This is a genomic window from Pseudomonas sp. W15Feb9B, assembly GCF_000828175.1.
GTDB lineage: Bacteria > Pseudomonadota > Gammaproteobacteria > Pseudomonadales > Pseudomonadaceae > Aquipseudomonas > Aquipseudomonas parakoreensis.
Genome location: NZ_JTKF01000007.1, coordinates 16,053 through 34,168, shown reverse-complemented (window position 1 = coordinate 34,168; position 18,116 = coordinate 16,053). Strand labels below are relative to the sequence as shown.

16 protein-coding genes and 1 pseudogene are annotated in these 18,116 nt (G+C 61.1%); 13 read left to right on the top strand and 4 right to left on the bottom strand.

The genetic code is table 11. From position 1 onward, the window contains the following. The first annotated feature begins 66 nt into the window (after window positions 1-66). Both OC71_RS04655 and OC71_RS04650 read left to right on the top strand, forming a co-directional pair. Window positions 67-1,794: a C13 family peptidase gene (locus OC71_RS04655; protein ID WP_041064974.1), complete on the top strand. Its 1,728-nt coding sequence runs from the start codon at window positions 67-69 to the stop codon at window positions 1,792-1,794. Between the two features lie 27 nt (window positions 1,795-1,821). Further along, complete coding sequence (locus tag OC71_RS04650) at window positions 1,822-2,463, top strand: oxidoreductase (RefSeq protein ID WP_007968134.1); 642 nt, start codon at window positions 1,822-1,824, stop codon at window positions 2,461-2,463. A gap of 162 nt (window positions 2,464-2,625) precedes the next feature. Here the strand turns inward: OC71_RS04650 and OC71_RS04645 are convergent, their stop codons facing one another. From OC71_RS04645 to OC71_RS04630, 4 genes are all read right to left on the bottom strand, one after another. Then, complete coding sequence (locus OC71_RS04645; RefSeq protein ID WP_007968135.1) at window positions 2,626-2,910, bottom strand: YceK/YidQ family lipoprotein; 285 nt, start codon at window positions 2,908-2,910, stop codon at window positions 2,626-2,628. Further along, the gene (ubiX, locus tag OC71_RS04640; protein WP_041064969.1) at window positions 2,903-3,550 is read right to left on the bottom strand and encodes a flavin prenyltransferase UbiX; all 648 of its coding nucleotides are present in this window, start codon (window positions 3,548-3,550) and stop codon (window positions 2,903-2,905) included. Before ubiX ends, OC71_RS04645 begins: the two co-directional genes overlap by 8 nt. Further along, complete coding sequence (mpl, locus tag OC71_RS04635) at window positions 3,547-4,896, bottom strand: UDP-N-acetylmuramate:L-alanyl-gamma-D-glutamyl-meso-diaminopimelate ligase (RefSeq protein WP_041064965.1); 1,350 nt, start codon at window positions 4,894-4,896, stop codon at window positions 3,547-3,549. Before mpl ends, ubiX begins: the two co-directional genes overlap by 4 nt. Window positions 4,897-5,073: 177 nt before the next feature. Continuing rightward, complete coding sequence (locus OC71_RS04630) at window positions 5,074-6,987, bottom strand: sigma-54-dependent Fis family transcriptional regulator (RefSeq protein WP_041064963.1); 1,914 nt, start codon at window positions 6,985-6,987, stop codon at window positions 5,074-5,076. 443 nt (window positions 6,988-7,430) lie between these two features. On the opposite strand from OC71_RS04630, the gene OC71_RS04625 reads away from it, so the two are divergent. The 11 genes and pseudogenes from OC71_RS04625 to OC71_RS26950 form a co-directional block, all read left to right on the top strand. Continuing rightward, window positions 7,431-8,951: an aldehyde dehydrogenase family protein gene (locus tag OC71_RS04625; protein ID WP_041064960.1), complete on the top strand. Its 1,521-nt coding sequence runs from the start codon at window positions 7,431-7,433 to the stop codon at window positions 8,949-8,951. Between the two features lie 303 nt (window positions 8,952-9,254). Next, window positions 9,255-10,625: an ethanolamine permease gene (eat, locus tag OC71_RS04620; RefSeq protein WP_041064957.1), complete on the top strand. Its 1,371-nt coding sequence runs from the start codon at window positions 9,255-9,257 to the stop codon at window positions 10,623-10,625. A 162-nt stretch (window positions 10,626-10,787) separates the two neighbouring features. Continuing rightward, complete coding sequence (locus OC71_RS04615) at window positions 10,788-12,182, top strand: ethanolamine ammonia-lyase subunit EutB (RefSeq protein ID WP_041064955.1); 1,395 nt, start codon at window positions 10,788-10,790, stop codon at window positions 12,180-12,182. Window positions 12,183-12,187: 5 nt separating this feature from the next. Then, window positions 12,188-13,012, top strand: coding sequence for an ethanolamine ammonia-lyase subunit EutC (gene eutC / locus OC71_RS04610; RefSeq protein ID WP_041065478.1), 825 nt, complete (start codon window positions 12,188-12,190; stop codon window positions 13,010-13,012). 114 nt (window positions 13,013-13,126) lie between these two features. Beyond that, window positions 13,127-13,588 carry an N-acetyltransferase gene (locus OC71_RS04605; RefSeq protein WP_007958617.1) on the top strand — a complete coding sequence of 154 codons (462 nt, stop codon included), beginning with the start codon at window positions 13,127-13,129 and terminating at the stop codon, window positions 13,586-13,588. A gap of 346 nt (window positions 13,589-13,934) precedes the next feature. After that, window positions 13,935-14,585, top strand: a complete 651-nt coding sequence (locus tag OC71_RS04600) for a DedA family protein (RefSeq protein WP_041064947.1) — start codon at window positions 13,935-13,937, stop codon at window positions 14,583-14,585. 4 nt (window positions 14,586-14,589) lie between these two features. Then, window positions 14,590-15,402, top strand: coding sequence for a zinc-dependent peptidase (locus OC71_RS04595; RefSeq protein ID WP_041064944.1), 813 nt, complete (start codon window positions 14,590-14,592; stop codon window positions 15,400-15,402). A 112-nt stretch (window positions 15,403-15,514) separates the two neighbouring features. Continuing rightward, complete coding sequence (ppa, locus tag OC71_RS04590; protein ID WP_008052339.1) at window positions 15,515-16,042, top strand: inorganic diphosphatase; 528 nt, start codon at window positions 15,515-15,517, stop codon at window positions 16,040-16,042. Between the two features lie 223 nt (window positions 16,043-16,265). Further along, window positions 16,266-17,012 carry a helix-turn-helix transcriptional regulator gene (locus OC71_RS04585; protein ID WP_041064936.1) on the top strand — a complete coding sequence of 249 codons (747 nt, stop codon included), beginning with the start codon at window positions 16,266-16,268 and terminating at the stop codon, window positions 17,010-17,012. Between the two features lie 443 nt (window positions 17,013-17,455). After that, entirely contained in the window at window positions 17,456-17,695 is a 240-nt protein-coding gene (locus OC71_RS04580) for a type II toxin-antitoxin system RelB/DinJ family antitoxin (RefSeq protein WP_041064933.1), read from the top strand. Further along, window positions 17,685-17,842 (top strand): annotated as a pseudogene (locus tag OC71_RS26950) (type II toxin-antitoxin system RelE/ParE family toxin); the annotation flags it as partial. The gene OC71_RS04580 and the pseudogene OC71_RS26950, both read left to right, overlap by 11 nt. Window positions 17,843-18,116: the final 274 nt, after the last annotated feature.

The following is an 18,116-nucleotide window of genomic DNA, read 5'->3' as shown; positions in this document are numbered from 1 at the left end:
TTTTCCCGGCTGTATAAGGTCACATGGCTGCGGCATACTCGGTCGCCTAATTGCCCGGATCCCGCTATGCGCCCACTCGCTTCTCTTGCACCCCTTGCCCTGACCCTGATGCTCACCGCGTGCGGCGACGGCGAATCGCTGCTGCCCCCGGATGCACGCCTGCCGGACGGCGGACGCTATCGCGGTGAACTGGTCAACGGCTTGCTGCAAGGCCAGGGCCGCGTCGACTATCCCAACGGCAGTTGGTACGCCGGGCAGTTCGACAAGGGCCAATGGCATGGCCAGGGCGAATGGCACGGCAGCAACGGCGAGGTTTATCGCGGCCAGTTCCAGCAGGGCCTGTTCGACGGCCAAGGCAGTCTGACCACCAATGCCAGCAGTTACACCGGCGGTTTCAAGCAGGGCCGACGCGATGGCGAAGGCACGCTGAAAGAAAACGGCATGACCTACCGTGGCGAGTTCAAGGCTGACCAGTATTCCGGGCTGGGGCGTCTGGAAATGGACGACGGCAGCGCCTATCAGGGCCAATTCGCCCACGGCAAACCCAACGGCGAAGGCCAGCGCGGCGATGCCAGCGGCAACACCTTCAGCGGCCATTTCGTCAACGGCCAGCTCGAAGGCAATGGCACGTTCAACAGTGCCGATGGCGACATCTATGTCGGCGGTTTCAAGAACAGCCAACTGCACGGCAAAGGTCGCTATGAAAACGCCGACGGCGACGTGTGGCTCGGCCAGTTCAAGGAAGGCGCGCTGACCGGCAAGGGCGAATTGATCGGCGCCGACGGCAGCCACTACATCGGCTATTTCAATGACTGGCGCTTCAGCGGCCAGGGCCGTTTGAACCTGTCTGACGGCAGCTTCTACATCGGTGAGTTCGACAGCGACAGCTACGCCGGGCGCGGCACCCTGGTGCTGACCGACGGCACCGTACTCAGCGGCACCTGGATCAACGGTCAGCGCGTGCGTGACGCCGACGGCAAGCTGCTGCCCGACACCCTCGAACTCGGTCTGCTGGCCCAGGGCCGCCTGCTCGATAACGCGCTGGCCGCCGTGCCCGCCTCGACCCCGGCGGTGGAGCTGTACACCCTGACCCTCGGTGGCGACGGCAAGCAAAGCGTGTTCCTGCGCGAGTCCGACTACGTCGCCAACATGCTCACCACACGTTTCGGCGCTTTCGGCCAGATTCGTCTGGTCAACCACCGTGACCACCTCACCGACCGGCCAATGGCCACCCGCGAAAACCTGCGCCGCGCCGCGCAGACCCTCGCAGAGCGCAGCGGCCCGGAAGACCTGGTGTTCATCTACCTGACCAGCCACGGCACCGCCGAACACGAGCTGGTGCTCGACCAGCCGCGCATGGAGCTCGCCGACCTGCCCGCCGACGAACTCGCCACGGTGCTGGCGCCGCTGAAGAATCGCGACAAGGTGATCGTGATTTCATCGTGCTATTCCGGTGGTTTCATCCCCGCGCTGAAAGATGAGCGCACCCTGATCATGACCGCCTCGCGAGCCGACCGCGTGTCGTTCGGTTGCTCGGAAGAAGCCAACTTCACCTACTTCGGCGACGCCTTGTTCGCTCAGGCGCTGAACCAGACCGACGACCTCGAGCAAGCCTTCAAACTGGCCAAGGCCACCGTCGCAGAGCGCGAACTGGCGGACAACTTCGAAGCCTCGGAGCCGCAAATCTGGGCACCGAAAACCGTGCTGGCGCACTGGCAACTGCTGCGTAAGCAGCAGGCCAGAAAAGCGTTGCAGAGTGCTGCGTTGAACGACGGAGCCACAAACAGCAACTAAGCTGAACAGTATCAAGGGAGAAACACTATGTACTTGACGCCTCAGCACGTATTGCTTGCCGGAGCCACCGGACTGACCGGTGAGCACCTGCTCGACCGTTTGCTCAACGAGCCGACGATCACCCGCGTGCTCGCCCCGTCCCGCCGGCCACTGGCGGAACATCCGCACCTGGAAAACCCGGTGGGCGACCCGCAGGCGTTTCTGCCGCAACTCAGTGGTCGCGTCGATATCGCCTATTGCTGCCTCGGCACCACGATCAAACAGGCGGGTTCCGAAGCCGCGTTCCGCGCGGTGGATCTGGACATGGTCGTGGCGTTCGCCAAACGTGCGCGGGAGATGGGCGCGCGGCACCTGATCGTGATCAGCGCACTGGGCGCCGATCCGAAATCGTCGATTTTCTACAACCGGGTCAAAGGTGAGATGGAGCAGGCGTTGCGCGCGCAGGACTGGCCGCAACTGACCATCTGCCGACCATCGCTGTTGCTGGGCGATCGCACCGAGCCGCGCCTGGGCGAACAACTGGCCGCGCCGTTTTCCAAATTGATTCCCGGCAAATACCGCGGCATCGAAGCCTGCCAACTGGCCCGGGCGATGTGGCGTCTGGCGCTGGAAGAACAGGATGGGGTGCGGATCGTCGAGTCGGATGAGCTGCGCAAGCTCGGCAAATAACAGCAGGACTTTGTGGAGAGGGAGCTTGCTCCCGCTCGACTGCGCAGCAGTCGCCAGCCCTGAATAATGCGGTGTATCTGAAGGATTTAGTCGTGGGGTTTGGGGCCGCTTCGCAGCCCAGCGGGAGCAAGCTCCCTCGCCACAGGAGTGCGCAGCACTCCCCTACAATCCACCCGTCGCCTGAAACCCAACGCCGATCACGGTCAGCAACGACAGCGGCAACAGCAGCGTATCGAGCAACGCACTCGCCGGCAGGTCCACCCCCGGATAACTCGGCGCCTCAGCACCGAAGCGATCCATCGCACAGCACCCGCCATTCATCGCGTACAAATCCAGGCGTGTCCCGGAATACACCACCGGCGCCCCCGGCTTGGCGGCATCCAGCGTGCGCGCGGTGGCGCAGCCGGCCAGTTGCAGCGCCAGCGCAATCACCAACAGCTTATTCATCGCTGCTCAGATGATGCTCGCCCCAACGCGGCAGCATGTCCTGCGGAATGCCCAACAGATTGAGAATCCGCGCGACGACGAAATCGATCAGGTCGTCGATGGTCTGCGGCTGGTGATAGAAACCCGGCGAGGCCGGCAGGATGGTCACGCCCATGTTCGACAGCTTGAGCATGTGTTCCAGATGAATGCTCGAATACGGCGCCTCCCGCGGCACCAGAATCAACTGGCGACGCTCCTTCAAGGTGACGTCCGCTGCGCGTTCGATCAGATTGTTGCAGGCACCGGTGGCAATCGCCGACAGGGTACCGGTGGAACACGGCACCACAACCATCGCCGCTGGCGCGCCGGAGCCCGAGGCCACCGGCGACATCCAGTCTTCCTTGCCGTACACACGGATCTGCCCGGTGGCTGCCCCGGTGTACTCGGTGAGAAACGCCTGCATCATCTGCGGCTTGGCCGGCAGCGAGACGTCAGTCTCGGTGGCCATCACCAGTTGCGCGGCCTTGGAGATCAGGAAGTGCACTTCGCGATCTTCCCGTACCAGGCAGTCGAGCAGGCGCAATCCATACTGCGCGCCGGACGCGCCGGTCATCGCCAGCGTGATGCGTTCCGGGCCGCCGCTCTGGGCAAAAGTGTTCATTTCAGCGCCTCGGCGAGTTTGCCGTGCAGGCCGCCGAAGCCGCCGTTGCTCATGATCACCACGTGGGTGCCGGGCTGGGCCTGGCTCTTCACGCGTTCGATGATGCCTTCCAGCGAGTCGCTGACAATCGACGGCACGCTGCACAGTGCCGCGGTGGCTGCCAGATCCCAACCGAGGTTGGCCGGGGCATACCAGATCACCTGATCGGCATCGACCACGCTGTCCGGCAGACCGTCACGGTGCGCGCCGAGCTTCATCGAGTTGGAGCGCGGTTCGATGATCGCGATCAGCGGTGCGTCGCCGATGCGCTTGCGCAAGCCATCGAGGGTGGTGGCGATGGCCGTCGGGTGGTGGGCGAAGTCGTCGTAGATGGTGATGCCGCGCACTTCGGCGACCTTCTCCATTCGGCGCTTGACGTTCTTGAACGCGCTCAAGCCGGCGATGCCCATCGCAGGCACCACACCGACATGCCGCGCCGCTGCAAGAGCAGCCAAGGCGTTGGCCACGTTGTGCTGGCCGGTCAATTCCCATTCAACAGTGCCTTGGGACTCACCTTCGAACAGCACTTCGAACGCCGAGCCGTCGTCCTTGAGCAACTTGACCTGCCACTGACCGCCGGCACCGGTGGTTTGCACCGGAGTCCAGCAGCCCATTTCGATCACGCGCTGCAAGGCCGGCTCGGTGGTCGGATGGATCACCAGACCTTCACTCGGAATAGTCCGCACCAAGTGGTGGAACTGCCGCTCGATGGCCGGCAGATCGGGGAAGATGTCCGCGTGATCGAACTCAAGGTTGTTGAGGATCGCAGTGCGCGGACGGTAGTGGACAAACTTCGAACGCTTGTCGAAGAAGGCGCTGTCGTACTCGTCAGCCTCGATCACGAAGAACGGCGTACCGCCTAGACGGGCCGACACCGAAAAATTCTGCGGCACGCCGCCAATCAGGAACCCCGGGCTCATGCCGGCGTGTTCCAGCACCCAGGCGAGCATGCTGCTGGTGGTGGTCTTGCCGTGCGTACCGGCAACCGCCAGCACCCAGCGCCCTTGCAGCACGTGATCGGCCAGCCATTGCGGGCCGGAGACGTACGGCAGGCCTTTGTTCAGCACATATTCCACCGCCGGGTTGCCGCGCGACATGGCGTTGCCGATCACCACCAGATCCGGTGCCGGATCGAGCTGCGCCGGGTCATAGCCCTGGGTCAGTTGAATGCCCTGGGCCTCAAGCTGCGTGCTCATCGGCGGATAGACGTTGGCATCGGAGCCGGTCACGTGATGGCCCAGCTCTTTGGCCAGAACCGCCATCGAGCCCATGAAAGTCCCGCAGATACCCAGAATATGAATGTGCATAGTCGACCTCGTAAAACATGGCCGCAGGTTAGCGCAGGGAGGGGGAAATCGCACTCTTTAGCTGATCACCATCACCCCACCTGTAGGAGCTGACGAGTGCAACGAGGCTGCGATCTTTTGATCCTGTAAAGAACAAGATCAAAAGATCGCAGCCTCCGGCAGCTCCTACAGGGGGATTTATGCGGTTCGGGCGATACCGTGTTTACGCAGCTTTCTGTAGAGGGTATTGCGGCTGACGCCGAGCTGCTGCGCAGTCTGGGTCATGTGCCAACGGGTCTGCTCCAGCGCCGTGAGCAACGCCAGACGTTCGGCGTCCTCCAGCGGATGCTCGGACTCAGCCGCCCTCAGCTCCAACGGCGACCGCGCCTGGCGAATCATCGCCGGCAAATCGTCCAGCCCGATCCGCCCTTCATCGCACAACGCCGCCAGCGTGCGCAGAACATTGCGCAACTGCCGCACGTTGCCCGGCCAGTTGAACGCCAGCAACGCCTGACGGGCCGCCTCGTCAATCACGATTGTCTCGCCGCCAGCCTCCTCGGCCAGCAGGAAATCCAGCAACTGCGATTTATCACTGCGTTCGCGCAGCGCCGGCAGCGCAACTTCGAGGCCATTGAGCCGGTAATACAGGTCTTCACGGAAGCTGCCGTCTTCGACCCGCTCCAGCAGATGGCGGTGCGTGGCGCTGATGATCCGCACGTTGACCGCCTCCGGTTCGCCGCCAATCGGCACCACTTGCCGGTCTTCCAGCACTCGTAACAACCGGGTCTGCAACGCCAGCGGCATGTCACCGATTTCATCGAGAAACAAGGTGCCGCCATCGGCCTGCTGCAACTTGCCGCGCATGCCATCCTTGCGCGCGCCAGTGAAACTGCCACCGCGATAACCGAACAGCTCGCTCTCGATCAGGCTCTCGGGGATCGCCGCACAGTTGAGGGCGACGAAGGCTTTATTGGCGCGCTGGCTGGCGTGATGCACAGCTTTGGCGAAGGCCTCCTTGCCTGAGCCGGTTTCGCCATTGATCAGCAGCGGCACGTCGCGCTCGAATACCCGCAGCGCCTTGCGAAAATCCGCTTGCAGCGCGGCGTCACCGAGGCAGATGCCCGCCAGTGGCTGAGCTTTGACCACGACCGGGGCCGGCATGATTTTCGCCGGTTTGCGCGACTCGCCACGCAGCAAGGCAAACAGATGCCGCCCATCGCGGGTGCGCAGCGGCCAACTGGCGCTGGCATTGGCGCTGGCCCGACCGAGCAACTCGTCCAGCGAACAATCGAAGAACGCTTCCACCGGCTTGCCGAGCAAACCACCGCGAATATGCCCGAGCAGGTTCAGCGCGCTCTGGTTGACCGCGCTGATCCGCCCTTCCCCGTCAAACGCCAGCAGCCCTTCGCTGAACAAGCCGACGGATTCGGCCTGCAGATGAAAACGCAGCAACCACTGGTTATCGAAGCAACGCAGAAAATAGCAGCTCTCGATCATCTTCGCCGACAGATTGACCAGCGCCATGGTGTGGAACTGGCTCTGGCGCGAAACGTCGTGGCGCGCCGAGGATACGTCGAGCACCGCCAGCAATTCGCCGTGCGGGTCGAACACCGGGCTCGCCGAGCAGGTCAGGCCGGTGTGGCGACCGCGAAAGTGTTCGTCCTGGTGGATGGTCAGCGCTTGGCGCTCGACCAGGCAAGTGCCGATGCCGTTGGTGCCTTCGCAGGCTTCGCTCCAGTCGGCGCCGAGCCAGAGCCCGGCGCGTTCGAATATCTTGCGCTCGGCAGGTGCGGTGACGCAGTTGAGGATCACCCCGCGCGCGTCGGTCAGCAGCACCGCATGACCGGCGCCGGACAGTTGTTGATGCAGGCTGCTCATTTCATTGCCGGCAATCTGCAACACCTGTTGCAGGCGTTCGCGGCTTTCCAGCACGCGCCCGTGTTCGAGCACGGTGGGCGCCATGGTCAGGGCCGGATCGAGGTGATAGTCCTCAAGACAGCGCAGCCACGAGCGGGCAATCGACGGATCGGCACCGGGTCCGTGCAGGTGCGGCTTGCCCTGACTGACGGTGAGCACCTGCTGGGCATGGCGACTCAAATGGTTGTCGTGCATTTCTTATTATTCTCCCCGAAAGGTCGACCCTTCCAGACTACCAACACTGACCTGTGGCGAGGGAGCTTGCTCCCGCTCGAGTGCGAAGCGCTCGCCAAAGTATATGAGCGGTAAACATTTCAGGACTGCTGCGCAGCCCAGCGGGAGCAAGCTCCCTCGCCACAAAAATCAACCACTGGGCGATTGGCAGTCAGCATCCTCCAGCCATCGGCGCATTGCAATGCTGGCAAGACCAGCCGGTCACTGGCTGTGCCAAAAGCGGTACAAACTGTCACCCCCTCTGTACCGAAACCATCACAGGCGCCGCCCGCCCGTCCGACAAAAAATACGCAAAGCCTTGATTTGCCTGCCCTGCACGGCAGTGGCCCGACCTTTGCTCTACGCTTATAGCAAGCGCACTTGCGCGTTTCTCTAATAAGTACAAAGCCAAGGAGAACAACATCATGCGTTACGCTCACCCCGGTACTGAAGGCGCCAAAGTCTCGTTCAAGAGCAAGTACGGTAACTACATCGGCGGCGAGTTCGTCGCGCCTGTCAAAGGTCAGTACTTCACCAATACCTCGCCAGTGAATGGCCAACCGATTGCCGAATTCCCCCGTTCCACTGCCGAAGACATCGACAAGGCACTGGACGCCGCCCACGCCGCTGCCGACGCGTGGGGCGCAACCTCGGTGCAGGCGCGCTCGCTGATCCTGCTGAAAATCGCCGACCGCATCGAACAGAACCTCGAACTGCTGGCGATCACCGAAACCTGGGACAACGGCAAAGCCATCCGCGAAACCCTCAACGCCGACATCCCGCTGGCGGCCGACCACTTCCGCTACTTCGCCGGTTGCCTGCGCGCCCAGGAAGGCAGCGCGGCCGAAATCGACGGCAACACCGTGGCCTACCACATCCACGAACCGCTGGGCGTGGTCGGCCAGATCATCCCGTGGAACTTCCCGCTGCTGATGGCCGCGTGGAAACTCGCCCCGGCACTGGCCGCCGGCAACTGCGTGGTGCTCAAACCTGCCGAGCAGACGCCGTTGGGCATCTGCGTGCTGATGGAGCTGATCGGTGATCTGCTGCCACCGGGCGTGCTCAACGTGGTGCAAGGCTTCGGCAAAGAAGCCGGCGAAGCACTGGCCACCAGCAAACGCATCGCCAAGATCGCCTTCACCGGCTCGACCCCGGTCGGCTCGCACATCATGAAATGCGCCGCCGAGAACATCATTCCTTCCACCGTGGAACTGGGTGGCAAGTCGCCGAACATCTTCTTCGAAGACATCATGCAGGCCGAGCCGAGCTTCATCGAGAAGGCTGCCGAAGGTCTGGTGCTGGCGTTCTTCAACCAGGGCGAAGTCTGCACCTGCCCGTCCCGTGCCCTGGTTCAGGAATCGATCTATGACGAATTCATGCAAGCGGTGATGAAGAAAGTCAGCCAGATCAAACGCGGCGACCCGCTGGACACCGACACCATGGTCGGCGCTCAGGCGTCCGAGCAGCAATTCGACAAGATCCTGTCGTATTTGGAAATCGCCAAGGGCGAAGGTGCCGAACTGCTGACCGGCGGCCAGGTGGAAAAACTCGAGGGCAATCTGGCGACCGGCTATTACATCCAGCCGACCCTGCTCAAGGGCACCAACAAAATGCGCGTGTTCCAGGAAGAAATCTTCGGCCCGGTGGTGAGCATCACCACGTTCAAGGACGAAGCCGAAGCCCTGGCGATCGCCAACGACACCGAGTTCGGCCTCGGTGCCGGCCTGTGGACCCGCGACATCAACCGCGCTTACCGCATGGGCCGCGCGATCAAGGCCGGTCGCGTGTGGACCAACTGCTATCACCTGTACCCGGCGCACGCCGCGTTTGGCGGGTACAAGAAGTCCGGCGTCGGCCGTGAAACCCACAAGATGATGCTCGATCACTACCAGCAGACGAAAAACCTGCTGGTGAGCTACGACATCAATCCGTTGGGCTTCTTCTAAAACCCGGGGCGACACAGGTATTTCCGTGTTGCCCTCCAAATAGCTATCGCTGGCAAGCCAGCTCCCACAGGGATCTTTGCAGATCTCGATAACGGGAACACCACAGATACCTGTGGGAGCTGGCTTGCCAGCGATGGCGTCCTCAATGACACAACCCCAAGGCCTGGCCGCTCTGGCACGGCACTTGCGTACCCGTCATTCAGGTTTTGCAAAAAAACTGCCGCTGCGTGAACAGCTTCCATCCACCTCAACCGCTGCACCCGAAAGTCCAACAGATCGAACAATAAAAAACAGAGAGGACTTATGACTTCCACCACTCAGCTTAAACCCACACTCGGCACCCTGCACCTCTGGGGCATTGCCGTCGGCCTGGTGATTTCCGGCGAATACTTCGGCTGGAGTTACGGCTGGGGCACGGCCGGCACCCTCGGATTTCTGGTCACGGCGCTGATGGTCGCGACCATGTACACCTGCTTCATCTTCAGTTTTACCGAACTGACCACCGCGATTCCCCACGCGGGAGGGCCGTTTGCCTACAGCCGCCGAGCGTTCGGCGAAAAAGGCGGGTTGATCGCCGGCATCGCCACGCTGATCGAATTCGTCTTTGCCCCACCGGCGATTGCCATGGCCATCGGCGCCTACCTCAACGTGCAGTATCCGGGACTCGACCCGAAAATCGCGGCGGTCGGCGCGTATTTCGTATTCATGACCCTGAACATCCTCGGTGTCAGCATCGCCGCCACCTTTGAACTGGTGGTCACGGTGCTGGCGGTCGCTGAATTGCTGGTGTTCATGGGCGTGGTTGCGCCGGGCTTCAGCTTCAGTAACTTCGTACTCAACGGCTGGTCGGGCGCCAACGAGTTCACACTGGGTTCGATCCCCGGGATCTTCGCAGCGATCCCGTTCGCCATCTGGTTCTTCCTCGCCATCGAAGGCGCGGCCATGGCCGCCGAAGAAGCCAAGGATCCGAAACGCACGATTCCCAGGGCTTACGTCAGCGGCATTCTGACTCTGGTGTTCCTCGCCATCGGCGTGATGGTGATGGCCGGCGGTGTCGGCGACTGGCGCCAGCTGTCGAACATCAACGATCCACTGCCGCAGGCGATGAAAGCCGTGGTCGGCAACAACTCCTCGTGGATGCACATGCTGGTGTGGATCGGCCTGTTTGGCTTGGTGGCGAGTTTCCACGGGATCATCCTCGGCTACTCGCGACAGTTCTTTGCCCTCGCCCGCGCCGGTTACCTACCGAAAAGCCTGGCCAAGCTGTCGCGCTTCCAGACCCCGCACCGGGCGATTCTGGCCGGTGGAGTGGTTGGCATCGCGGCGATCTACAGCGACGGCCTGGTCAACCTGCAAGGCATGACCCTGACCGCCGCGATGATCACCATGTCGGTGTTCGGCGCAATCGTGATGTACATCATCAGCATGCTCAGCCTGTTCAAACTGCGCAAAACCGAACCGAACCTGGAACGCACCTTCCGCGCCCCGGGCTACCCGGTGGTGCCGGCGATTGCGTTGTTTCTGGCGGTGGTGTGCCTGGTGGCGATGGCGTGGTTCAACACGCTGATCGGCTGCGTGTTCCTCGGCTTCATGGCCGCTGGCTACCTGTACTTCCAGCTGACCGCCAAACAACGCGCCGACGCCCCGGCAGACGCTATGCTCGAAGGTATCTGACTGCCTTATAAAAGTGCACAGCGCCCATCCAGGCACTGTGCTGGAACCCTGTAGGAGCTGCCGAAGGCTGCGATCTTTTAATCTTGTTTTTAGACAATCAAAGTCAAAAGATCGCAGCCTGCGGCAGCTCCTACAGGGGTTTATCGTTTACAGGAGGATATTGTGGCCGCATTTGCCCATTCCGTCGGCGCCCAGACCTACCGCTTCGACAGCCTCAAGGACGTCATGGCCAAAGCCAGCCCGGCGCGCTCGGGGGACTTCCTGGCTGGCGTTGCCGCGCTCAACGACGGCGAACGCGTGGCCGCGCAAATGGCGCTGGCCGACATCCCGCTCACGCATTTTCTGCAGGAAGCGCTGATTCCCTACGAAACCGATGAGGTCACCCGACTGATCATCGACACCCACGACAAACAAGCCTTCGCCGTGGTCAGCCACCTCACCGTAGGCGGCTTCCGCGACTGGCTGCTCAGCGACGCCGCTGACGAAACCAGCCTGCGCGCCCTCGCCCCCGGTCTGACCCCGGAAATGGTCGCCGCCGTGTCGAAAATCATGCGCGTGCAGGATCTGGTGCTGGTGGCGCAGAAGATTCGCGTGGTGACGAAGTTTCGCGGCACCCTGGGCTTACGCGGACGCCTGTCGACCCGCCTGCAACCGAACCATCCCACCGACGAGCCGTCCGGCATCGCCGCGAGCATTCTCGACGGCCTGCTGTACGGCAACGGCGACGCGATGATCGGCATCAACCCGGCCACCGACAGCATCGCCTCGATCTGCGCGATGCTGGAGATGCTCGACGCGATCATCCAGCGTTACGACATTCCCACTCAGGCCTGTGTGCTGACCCACGTCACCACCTCGATCGAAGCGATCAATCGTGGTGTGCCGCTGGATCTGGTGTTCCAGTCGATCGCCGGCACCGAAGCGGCGAACGCCAGTTTCGGCATCAACCTGAATGTATTGCAGGAAGGCTATGACGCGGGGCTGAGCCTGAAGCGCGGCACCCTCGGGCAGAACCTGATGTATTTCGAGACCGGTCAGGGCAGCGCGCTGTCGGCCAACGCCCACCACGGTGTCGACCAGCAGACCTGCGAAACCCGGGCCTACGCCGTCGCGCGGCACTTCAAGCCGTTTCTGGTGAACACCGTGGTCGGCTTTATCGGCCCGGAATATCTGTACAACGGCAAGCAGATCATCCGCGCCGGCCTCGAAGATCATTTCTGCGGCAAGTTGCTCGGCGTGCCGATGGGTTGCGACATCTGCTACACCAACCACGCCGAAGCCGATCAGGATGATATGGACACCTTGCTGACGTTGCTCGGTGTCGCCGGGATCAACTTCATCATGGGCATTCCCGGTTCCGACGACATCATGCTCAACTACCAGACCACCTCGTTCCACGATGCGCTCTACGCCCGTCAGACTTTGGGCCTGAAACCGGCGCCGGAGTTCGAGCAATGGCTGGCGAACATGGGTATTTTCACCCAGGCGGACGGCAAGGTTCGCTTTGGCAACAACCTGCCGCCGGCCTTCCGCCAGGCGCTGGCGCAACTGGGATGAGTGTGATGGAAAAACCGCCTGTGGACCCGCAAAACCCGTGGCTGGAGCTGCGTCGCCTGACCCCGGCGCGCATCGCTCTGGGCCGCACCGGTACCAGCCTGCCAACCCGTGCCCAGCTGGATTTCCAGTTCGCCCACGCTCAGGCGCGAGATGCGGTGCATCTGCCGTTCGATTATGCCGGGCTCAGCGCGCAACTGCGCGAACGCGGGCGCGACAGTTTGTTGCTGCACAGCGCGGCGACCGATCGCAACAGCTACCTGCAACGTCCGGACCTGGGGCGCAAGCTCAGCGACACCTCGGCGCAGGCCCTGCGTGAGCACGCGCAGGCCAATCCCGTCGGGGTCGACGTGGCGATTGTGGTGGCGGACGGTTTGTCGGCGCTGGCGGTGCATCGCCATACCTTGCCGTTTCTGACCCGTCTGGAGGAGCAGATGAGTACCGACGGCTGGTCACTTGCCCCCGTGGTGCTGGTGGAACAGGGTCGAGTGGCCATCGGTGACGAGATCGGTCAGTTGCTGGGCGCAAAAATGGTCGTGATGCTGATCGGCGAGCGTCCGGGCCTCAGCTCGCCCGACAGCCTCGGTGTGTATTTCACCTACAATCCAAAAGTCGGGCTGACCGATGCCTATCGCAATTGCATCTCCAACGTGCGGCTTGAGGGCTTGAGCTATGGCATGGCGGCGCATCGCTTGTTGTACCTGATGCGCGAAGCCTGTCGGCGGCAGCTGTCGGGGGTCAATCTGAAGGACGAAGCGCAAGTGCAGACGCTGGAGTCGGATACCGGTGCGGACATGAAGGGAAACTTCCTGCTTGCCCCACCCACAACCTGAACCGTTTCCGCATTGCGTTTCTGCGCTGCTTTAAGGCAGGATCGAAGCACGGCCGCAGGGTTTCCCATCGCCGTCAGAGCAGTTGAAGACAGCCACTTGAAGACGAGACCTATCATGCGGATTATTCAAGCGACCCTCGAACACCTGGATTTGCTGACCCCGTTGTTCGTCAAATATCGCGAGTTCTACGGTTCCCTGCCTTACCCGGATTCCTCCCGCGCGTTTCTCGAAAAACGCCTGCGACGCAAGGAATCGGTGATTTATCTGGCCCTGGCCGATGATGACGACAAGAAGTTGATGGGTTTCTGCCAGCTGTATCCGAGCTTTTCCTCGCTGTCGCTCAAGCGCGTGTGGATTCTCAACGATATCTACGTCGCCGAAGACGCCCGCCGCCAACTGGTGGCCGACAACCTGATCCGCACCGCGAAGAAAATGGCCAAGGAAACCCAGGCCGTGCGCATGCGCGTGTCCACCAGTGCGGACAATGAGGTGGCGCAGAAAACCTATGAGTCCATCGGGTTCAAGGAAGACACCGAGTTCAAGAACTACGTGTTGCCGATCAGCGACGAGCTCTAGCGCTCATCAAGGGCCTGTTGTGGCGAGGGAGCTTGCTCCCGCCGGGCTGCGAAGCAGCCCCACCTCAGTCATCTCAACAGGTCAGGCAAATCAAGGCTTGGGAGTGCTCCGCCCTCCAGCGGGAGCAAGCTCCCTCGCCACACCAAGCTTGCCGCCACCCTCAATGCCTGCCTGACATTTGTTCACACCCCGACATCCCTCGCTACAAAACCAACGCGCTTTTCACCTCTCAGACCGTATAATCCCGAGCTTTCCGGCTTGTAAGAAAAACTACACCCCGCTGTAGGCTTACACCCGAATCATCCGCACAGGCCTGCCGAGTCGGGCCGTCACCACAGGTGCCCCCATGGATTTCAACCCGCTTGACCTTATCCTGCATCTCGATGTGTACCTCGATTTGCTGGTCACCAACTACGGGCCGTGGATCTACGCGATTCTGTTCGCTGTCATCTTCTGTGAAACCGGTCTGGTGGTGATGCCGTTCCTGCCGGGTGATTCGCTGTTGTTCATCGCCGGAGCGGTGGCGGCGGGCGGTGGCATGGACCCAGTCCTGTTGGGCGGTCTGTTGATGCTCGCGGCGATCCTCGGCGACAGCACCAACTACGTGATCGGACGAACGGCGGGCGAAAAACTGTTCAGCAACCCGAATTCGAAAATCTTCCGTCGCGATTACCTGCAAAAAACCCACGATTTCTACGACAGGCACGGCGGCAAAACCGTGACCCTGGCGCGTTTCCTGCCGATCATCCGCACGTTTGCACCGTTCGTCGCCGGCGTAGGGAAAATGCCTTATCCGCGTTTCTTCGCGTTCAGCGTGTTCGGCACCGTGCTGTGGGTCGGCGGTCTGGTGACCCTGGGCTATTTCTTCGGCAACGTGCCGTTCATCAAAAAGAACCTGTCGCTGCTGGTGGTCGCCATCATTTTGCTGTCGCTGGTACCGATGATCATCGGTGTGGTGCGCAGCCGTTTCGGCGGTGCCAAAGTCGAAACCCACTGATCCGATGTGGTCACTGAGCGCCTGGCGTCGCCGGCGCATTCTGGCCAGACATCCGATTGCCGACGAGATGTGGCAACGGGTGCGCCATCACCTGAGTTTTCTCGACGGCATCAGCGCCGCCGAAGACCAATGGTTGCGTGAAGCCAGCGTGCTGTTCCTCGAGGAAAAACACCTGACCGCTCTGCCCGGCGTCGAACTGCATCAGGAACAACGCCTGCTGCTCGCCGCCCAGGCCCAGTTGCCGCTGCTCAATCTCGGCGACTTGAACTGGTATCAGGGTTTCCACGAAATCGTCCTTTATCCCGATGACTTTCTCAGCCCGCAACGGCATCGCGATGCCAGCGGTGTCGAGCACGAGTGGGACGGTGAACACAGCGGCGAAGCCTGGCAACAGGGCCCGATCATCCTCGCCTGGCCGGGGGTGATGGCCAGTGGTGGCTGGGAAGGTTACAACCTGGTGATCCACGAACTGGCGCACAAACTCGACATGCTCAATGGCGACGCCAACGGTCTGCCACCGCTGCACGCCGACATGCGCGTCAGCGACTGGGCCGAGGTCATGCAACACGCCTACGATGACCTCAACCGCCAGCTCGACCGCAACCCCGACGCCGAAACCGCCATCGACCCGTACGCCGCCGAAAACCCGGCGGAGTTCTTCGCGGTCACCAGCGAATACTTTTTCAGCGCCCCGGATCTGCTGCACGCGGCTTATCCACAGGTCTACTTGCAACTGCAGCTTTTCTACCGGCAGGATCCATTGGGCAGGCTGCGGCAACTTCAGGCCACAGACCCGGTCTATCAGGCGCACGCGTAAGCGCTGCACGACTTCTGGTACGTGGCGTCGGCGTAGGAATATGCCTATAATCGCCGCCACTTTTTGGTCAATCCGGCCAAGTGTTTTTGGTCAACTACGGGGGCAACGCCCAATGAGCTACAGCAAGATTCCGGCTGGCAAAGACCTGCCGAACGACATCTACGTCGCGATCGAGATCCCGGCCAACCACGCGCCGATCAAATACGAAATCGACAAAGACAGCGATTGCCTGTTCGTTGACCGTTTCATGGCCACCCCAATGTTCTACCCGGCCAACTACGGTTACATCCCGAACACCCTGGCTGACGACGGTGATCCCCTCGACGTGCTGGTTGTGACCCCTTACCCGGTTGCTCCAGGCTCGGTGATCCGCGCGCGCCCAGTCGGCATCCTGAACATGACCGACGACGGCGGCGGCGATGCCAAAGTCATCGCAGTGCCACACGACAAGCTGTCCCAGCTGTACGTCGACGTGAAGGAATACACCGACCTGCCACCGCTGCTGATCCAGCAGATCGAGCACTTCTTCGCGAACTACAAAGATCTCGAAAAAGGCAAGTGGGTCAAGATCGAAGGCTGGGCTGGCGCTGACGCCGCTCGCGACGCGATCACCAAGTCGGTTGCTGCCTACAAAGGCTAAGCATCTGCTGACTGCAAGATGCCTGAAGAAAACCCCGGTTGATCCGGGGTTTTTTGTGCCTGAGCAATGGCGTTTTAAACAGTGTGTTTATCACGGACTACAGAAAAGTTTCGAAGTGAGTGATTTCCCACAAGCACGTCTTACATCCAGTCGCAAAATACAGCCTTTTTTTGAACACCCGGTTTATTCAAACCGCTCTGGCACGGCCGTAGACTCGGTGTTTATGAGAAAGAACACTAGCGGTCCAAGATTCAAGGCACTCCTGGAAGCAGCGAACATCACCACCACGGGATTCGCAAAGTTCTGGGGCACGGAAGCCCAAAACATTCATAACTGGTACACCCGGGGCGTCCCGGCGTATCGCATGGAGGAAGTCTCACGCCTGCTTTCGGTCAACAGCGAGTGGCTGAAGACCGGTGAAGGCAGCAAAGAGTCACCACGCCTGCAAACGCCTGCCAGCAACGGCGACACCTTTGATGCCGAAGCCATCCGCGGCGTCTACACCGTCATCGACCCCAGGGACATCGAACTGCCGTTTTTCAAGGAAACGCCGATCACCAACGGTGCTGGCAAAACTCACGTCATCCTCGACCCCGAACAAACCATCCGCCTGCCCCGCGCCCACCTCGACCAACTGGAAATCCGCCACACCGACGCCATCTGCGCACACATGATCGGCAACAGCATGGCCGAGCGCATCGAAGATGGCTCTATCGTCGGCATAGACCGCGGCCTGACCCAGGTGGTCGACGGCGAAATCTACGCCATCGAACACGACGGCATGCTGCGCATCAAATACCTGCACCGCATGCCCGGCAACGCCCTGCGCCTGCGCAGCCATAACAGCGCCGAACACCCGGACGAAATCTTTCGCGCCGCGCAGATCGAAGAGCAACGAATCCATATCCTGGGCTGGGTATTCTGGTGGTCGACCCTGGGCAAACGCCGGCCGGTGGTACCGTTTCTCTGATCGGATACGGACCTTCGACCCTGCACCAACCCCTGTGGGAGCGAGCCTGCTCGCGAAGAGGCCCCGAAAATCAGTACAAAATACGAATTTTGCCTCCCGCAGTGGCTCTATTCCGCACTTGAGACTGGGAATCCCCAACAAAACTCAGTATCCTGCGCCCCACATTTGCGCATCGGCCCCGCTCCCGCGGCCCAGATGACGCCTGACGCGGCAGACCAACGTCTGACCAAGTCCCACAGCCGGACGCAGATCCGGGTGTACGTTTTGAAGGCTGACGCGGTTTACCAAAAATAAACCAAGCCAGTCCCCGAGAAGCCGGCCACAAGCCGGCTTTTTAATGCCTGAAAGAAAGCCAGGCCTACCGTCTGAAACCTGAATTCCCATTTGCCTGGTTCGGTGCCCCCTGCTACCGTAACGACAAACGTCATTACAGGTATTGCATCATGGCCTCCATCAACATCCGCATTGATGATGAGCTGAAACAACGCTCCTTCGCCGAGTTGGAAAAGCTCGGCGTCACACCTTCAGAGCTTCTGCGCCAAACACTTCAATACGTTGCTGAGCGGGGAAAACTGCCGTTCAAGACCGCACTTATCAGCGAAGAAGATGAAGCGCTCATTGCCGTTGTTAGCGAACGTCTCGCTTCCCCTCAACGAGTCAAGGTAAGTCTGGATGACCTATAGTCTTGAATTCGATCGTCGTGCTTTAAAGGAGTGGAACAAACTGGGCGATACGGTTCGCCAACAATTCAAAAAGAAACCCCTAGAGGTATTGGAGAGTCCTCGAATAGAAGCCAATCGACTTCGCGAGCTACGGATTGCTACAAAGTGACCTCGGCAACCCAACGCTTGCCCCCCCTCCACACATTGCTAAATCCCACCCAACACCCATACCCTCTGTTTTGCCTGCATGCCCGCCATCGGCCGGAGCTGACAGTTCAGTATGGGCGTGGCGACCACTCGCGAGTCCGGCTACGACCGATCGCGCCAACTCTCGGAGGCCGATCAGGTGCTATAGGTGCTAAAGACCAGAGAAGAAACCGCGTACAAACCCTGCGTTCTTTATACCTGAGCCTTTCGCAAGACTAACCGGACAATGCCCGCC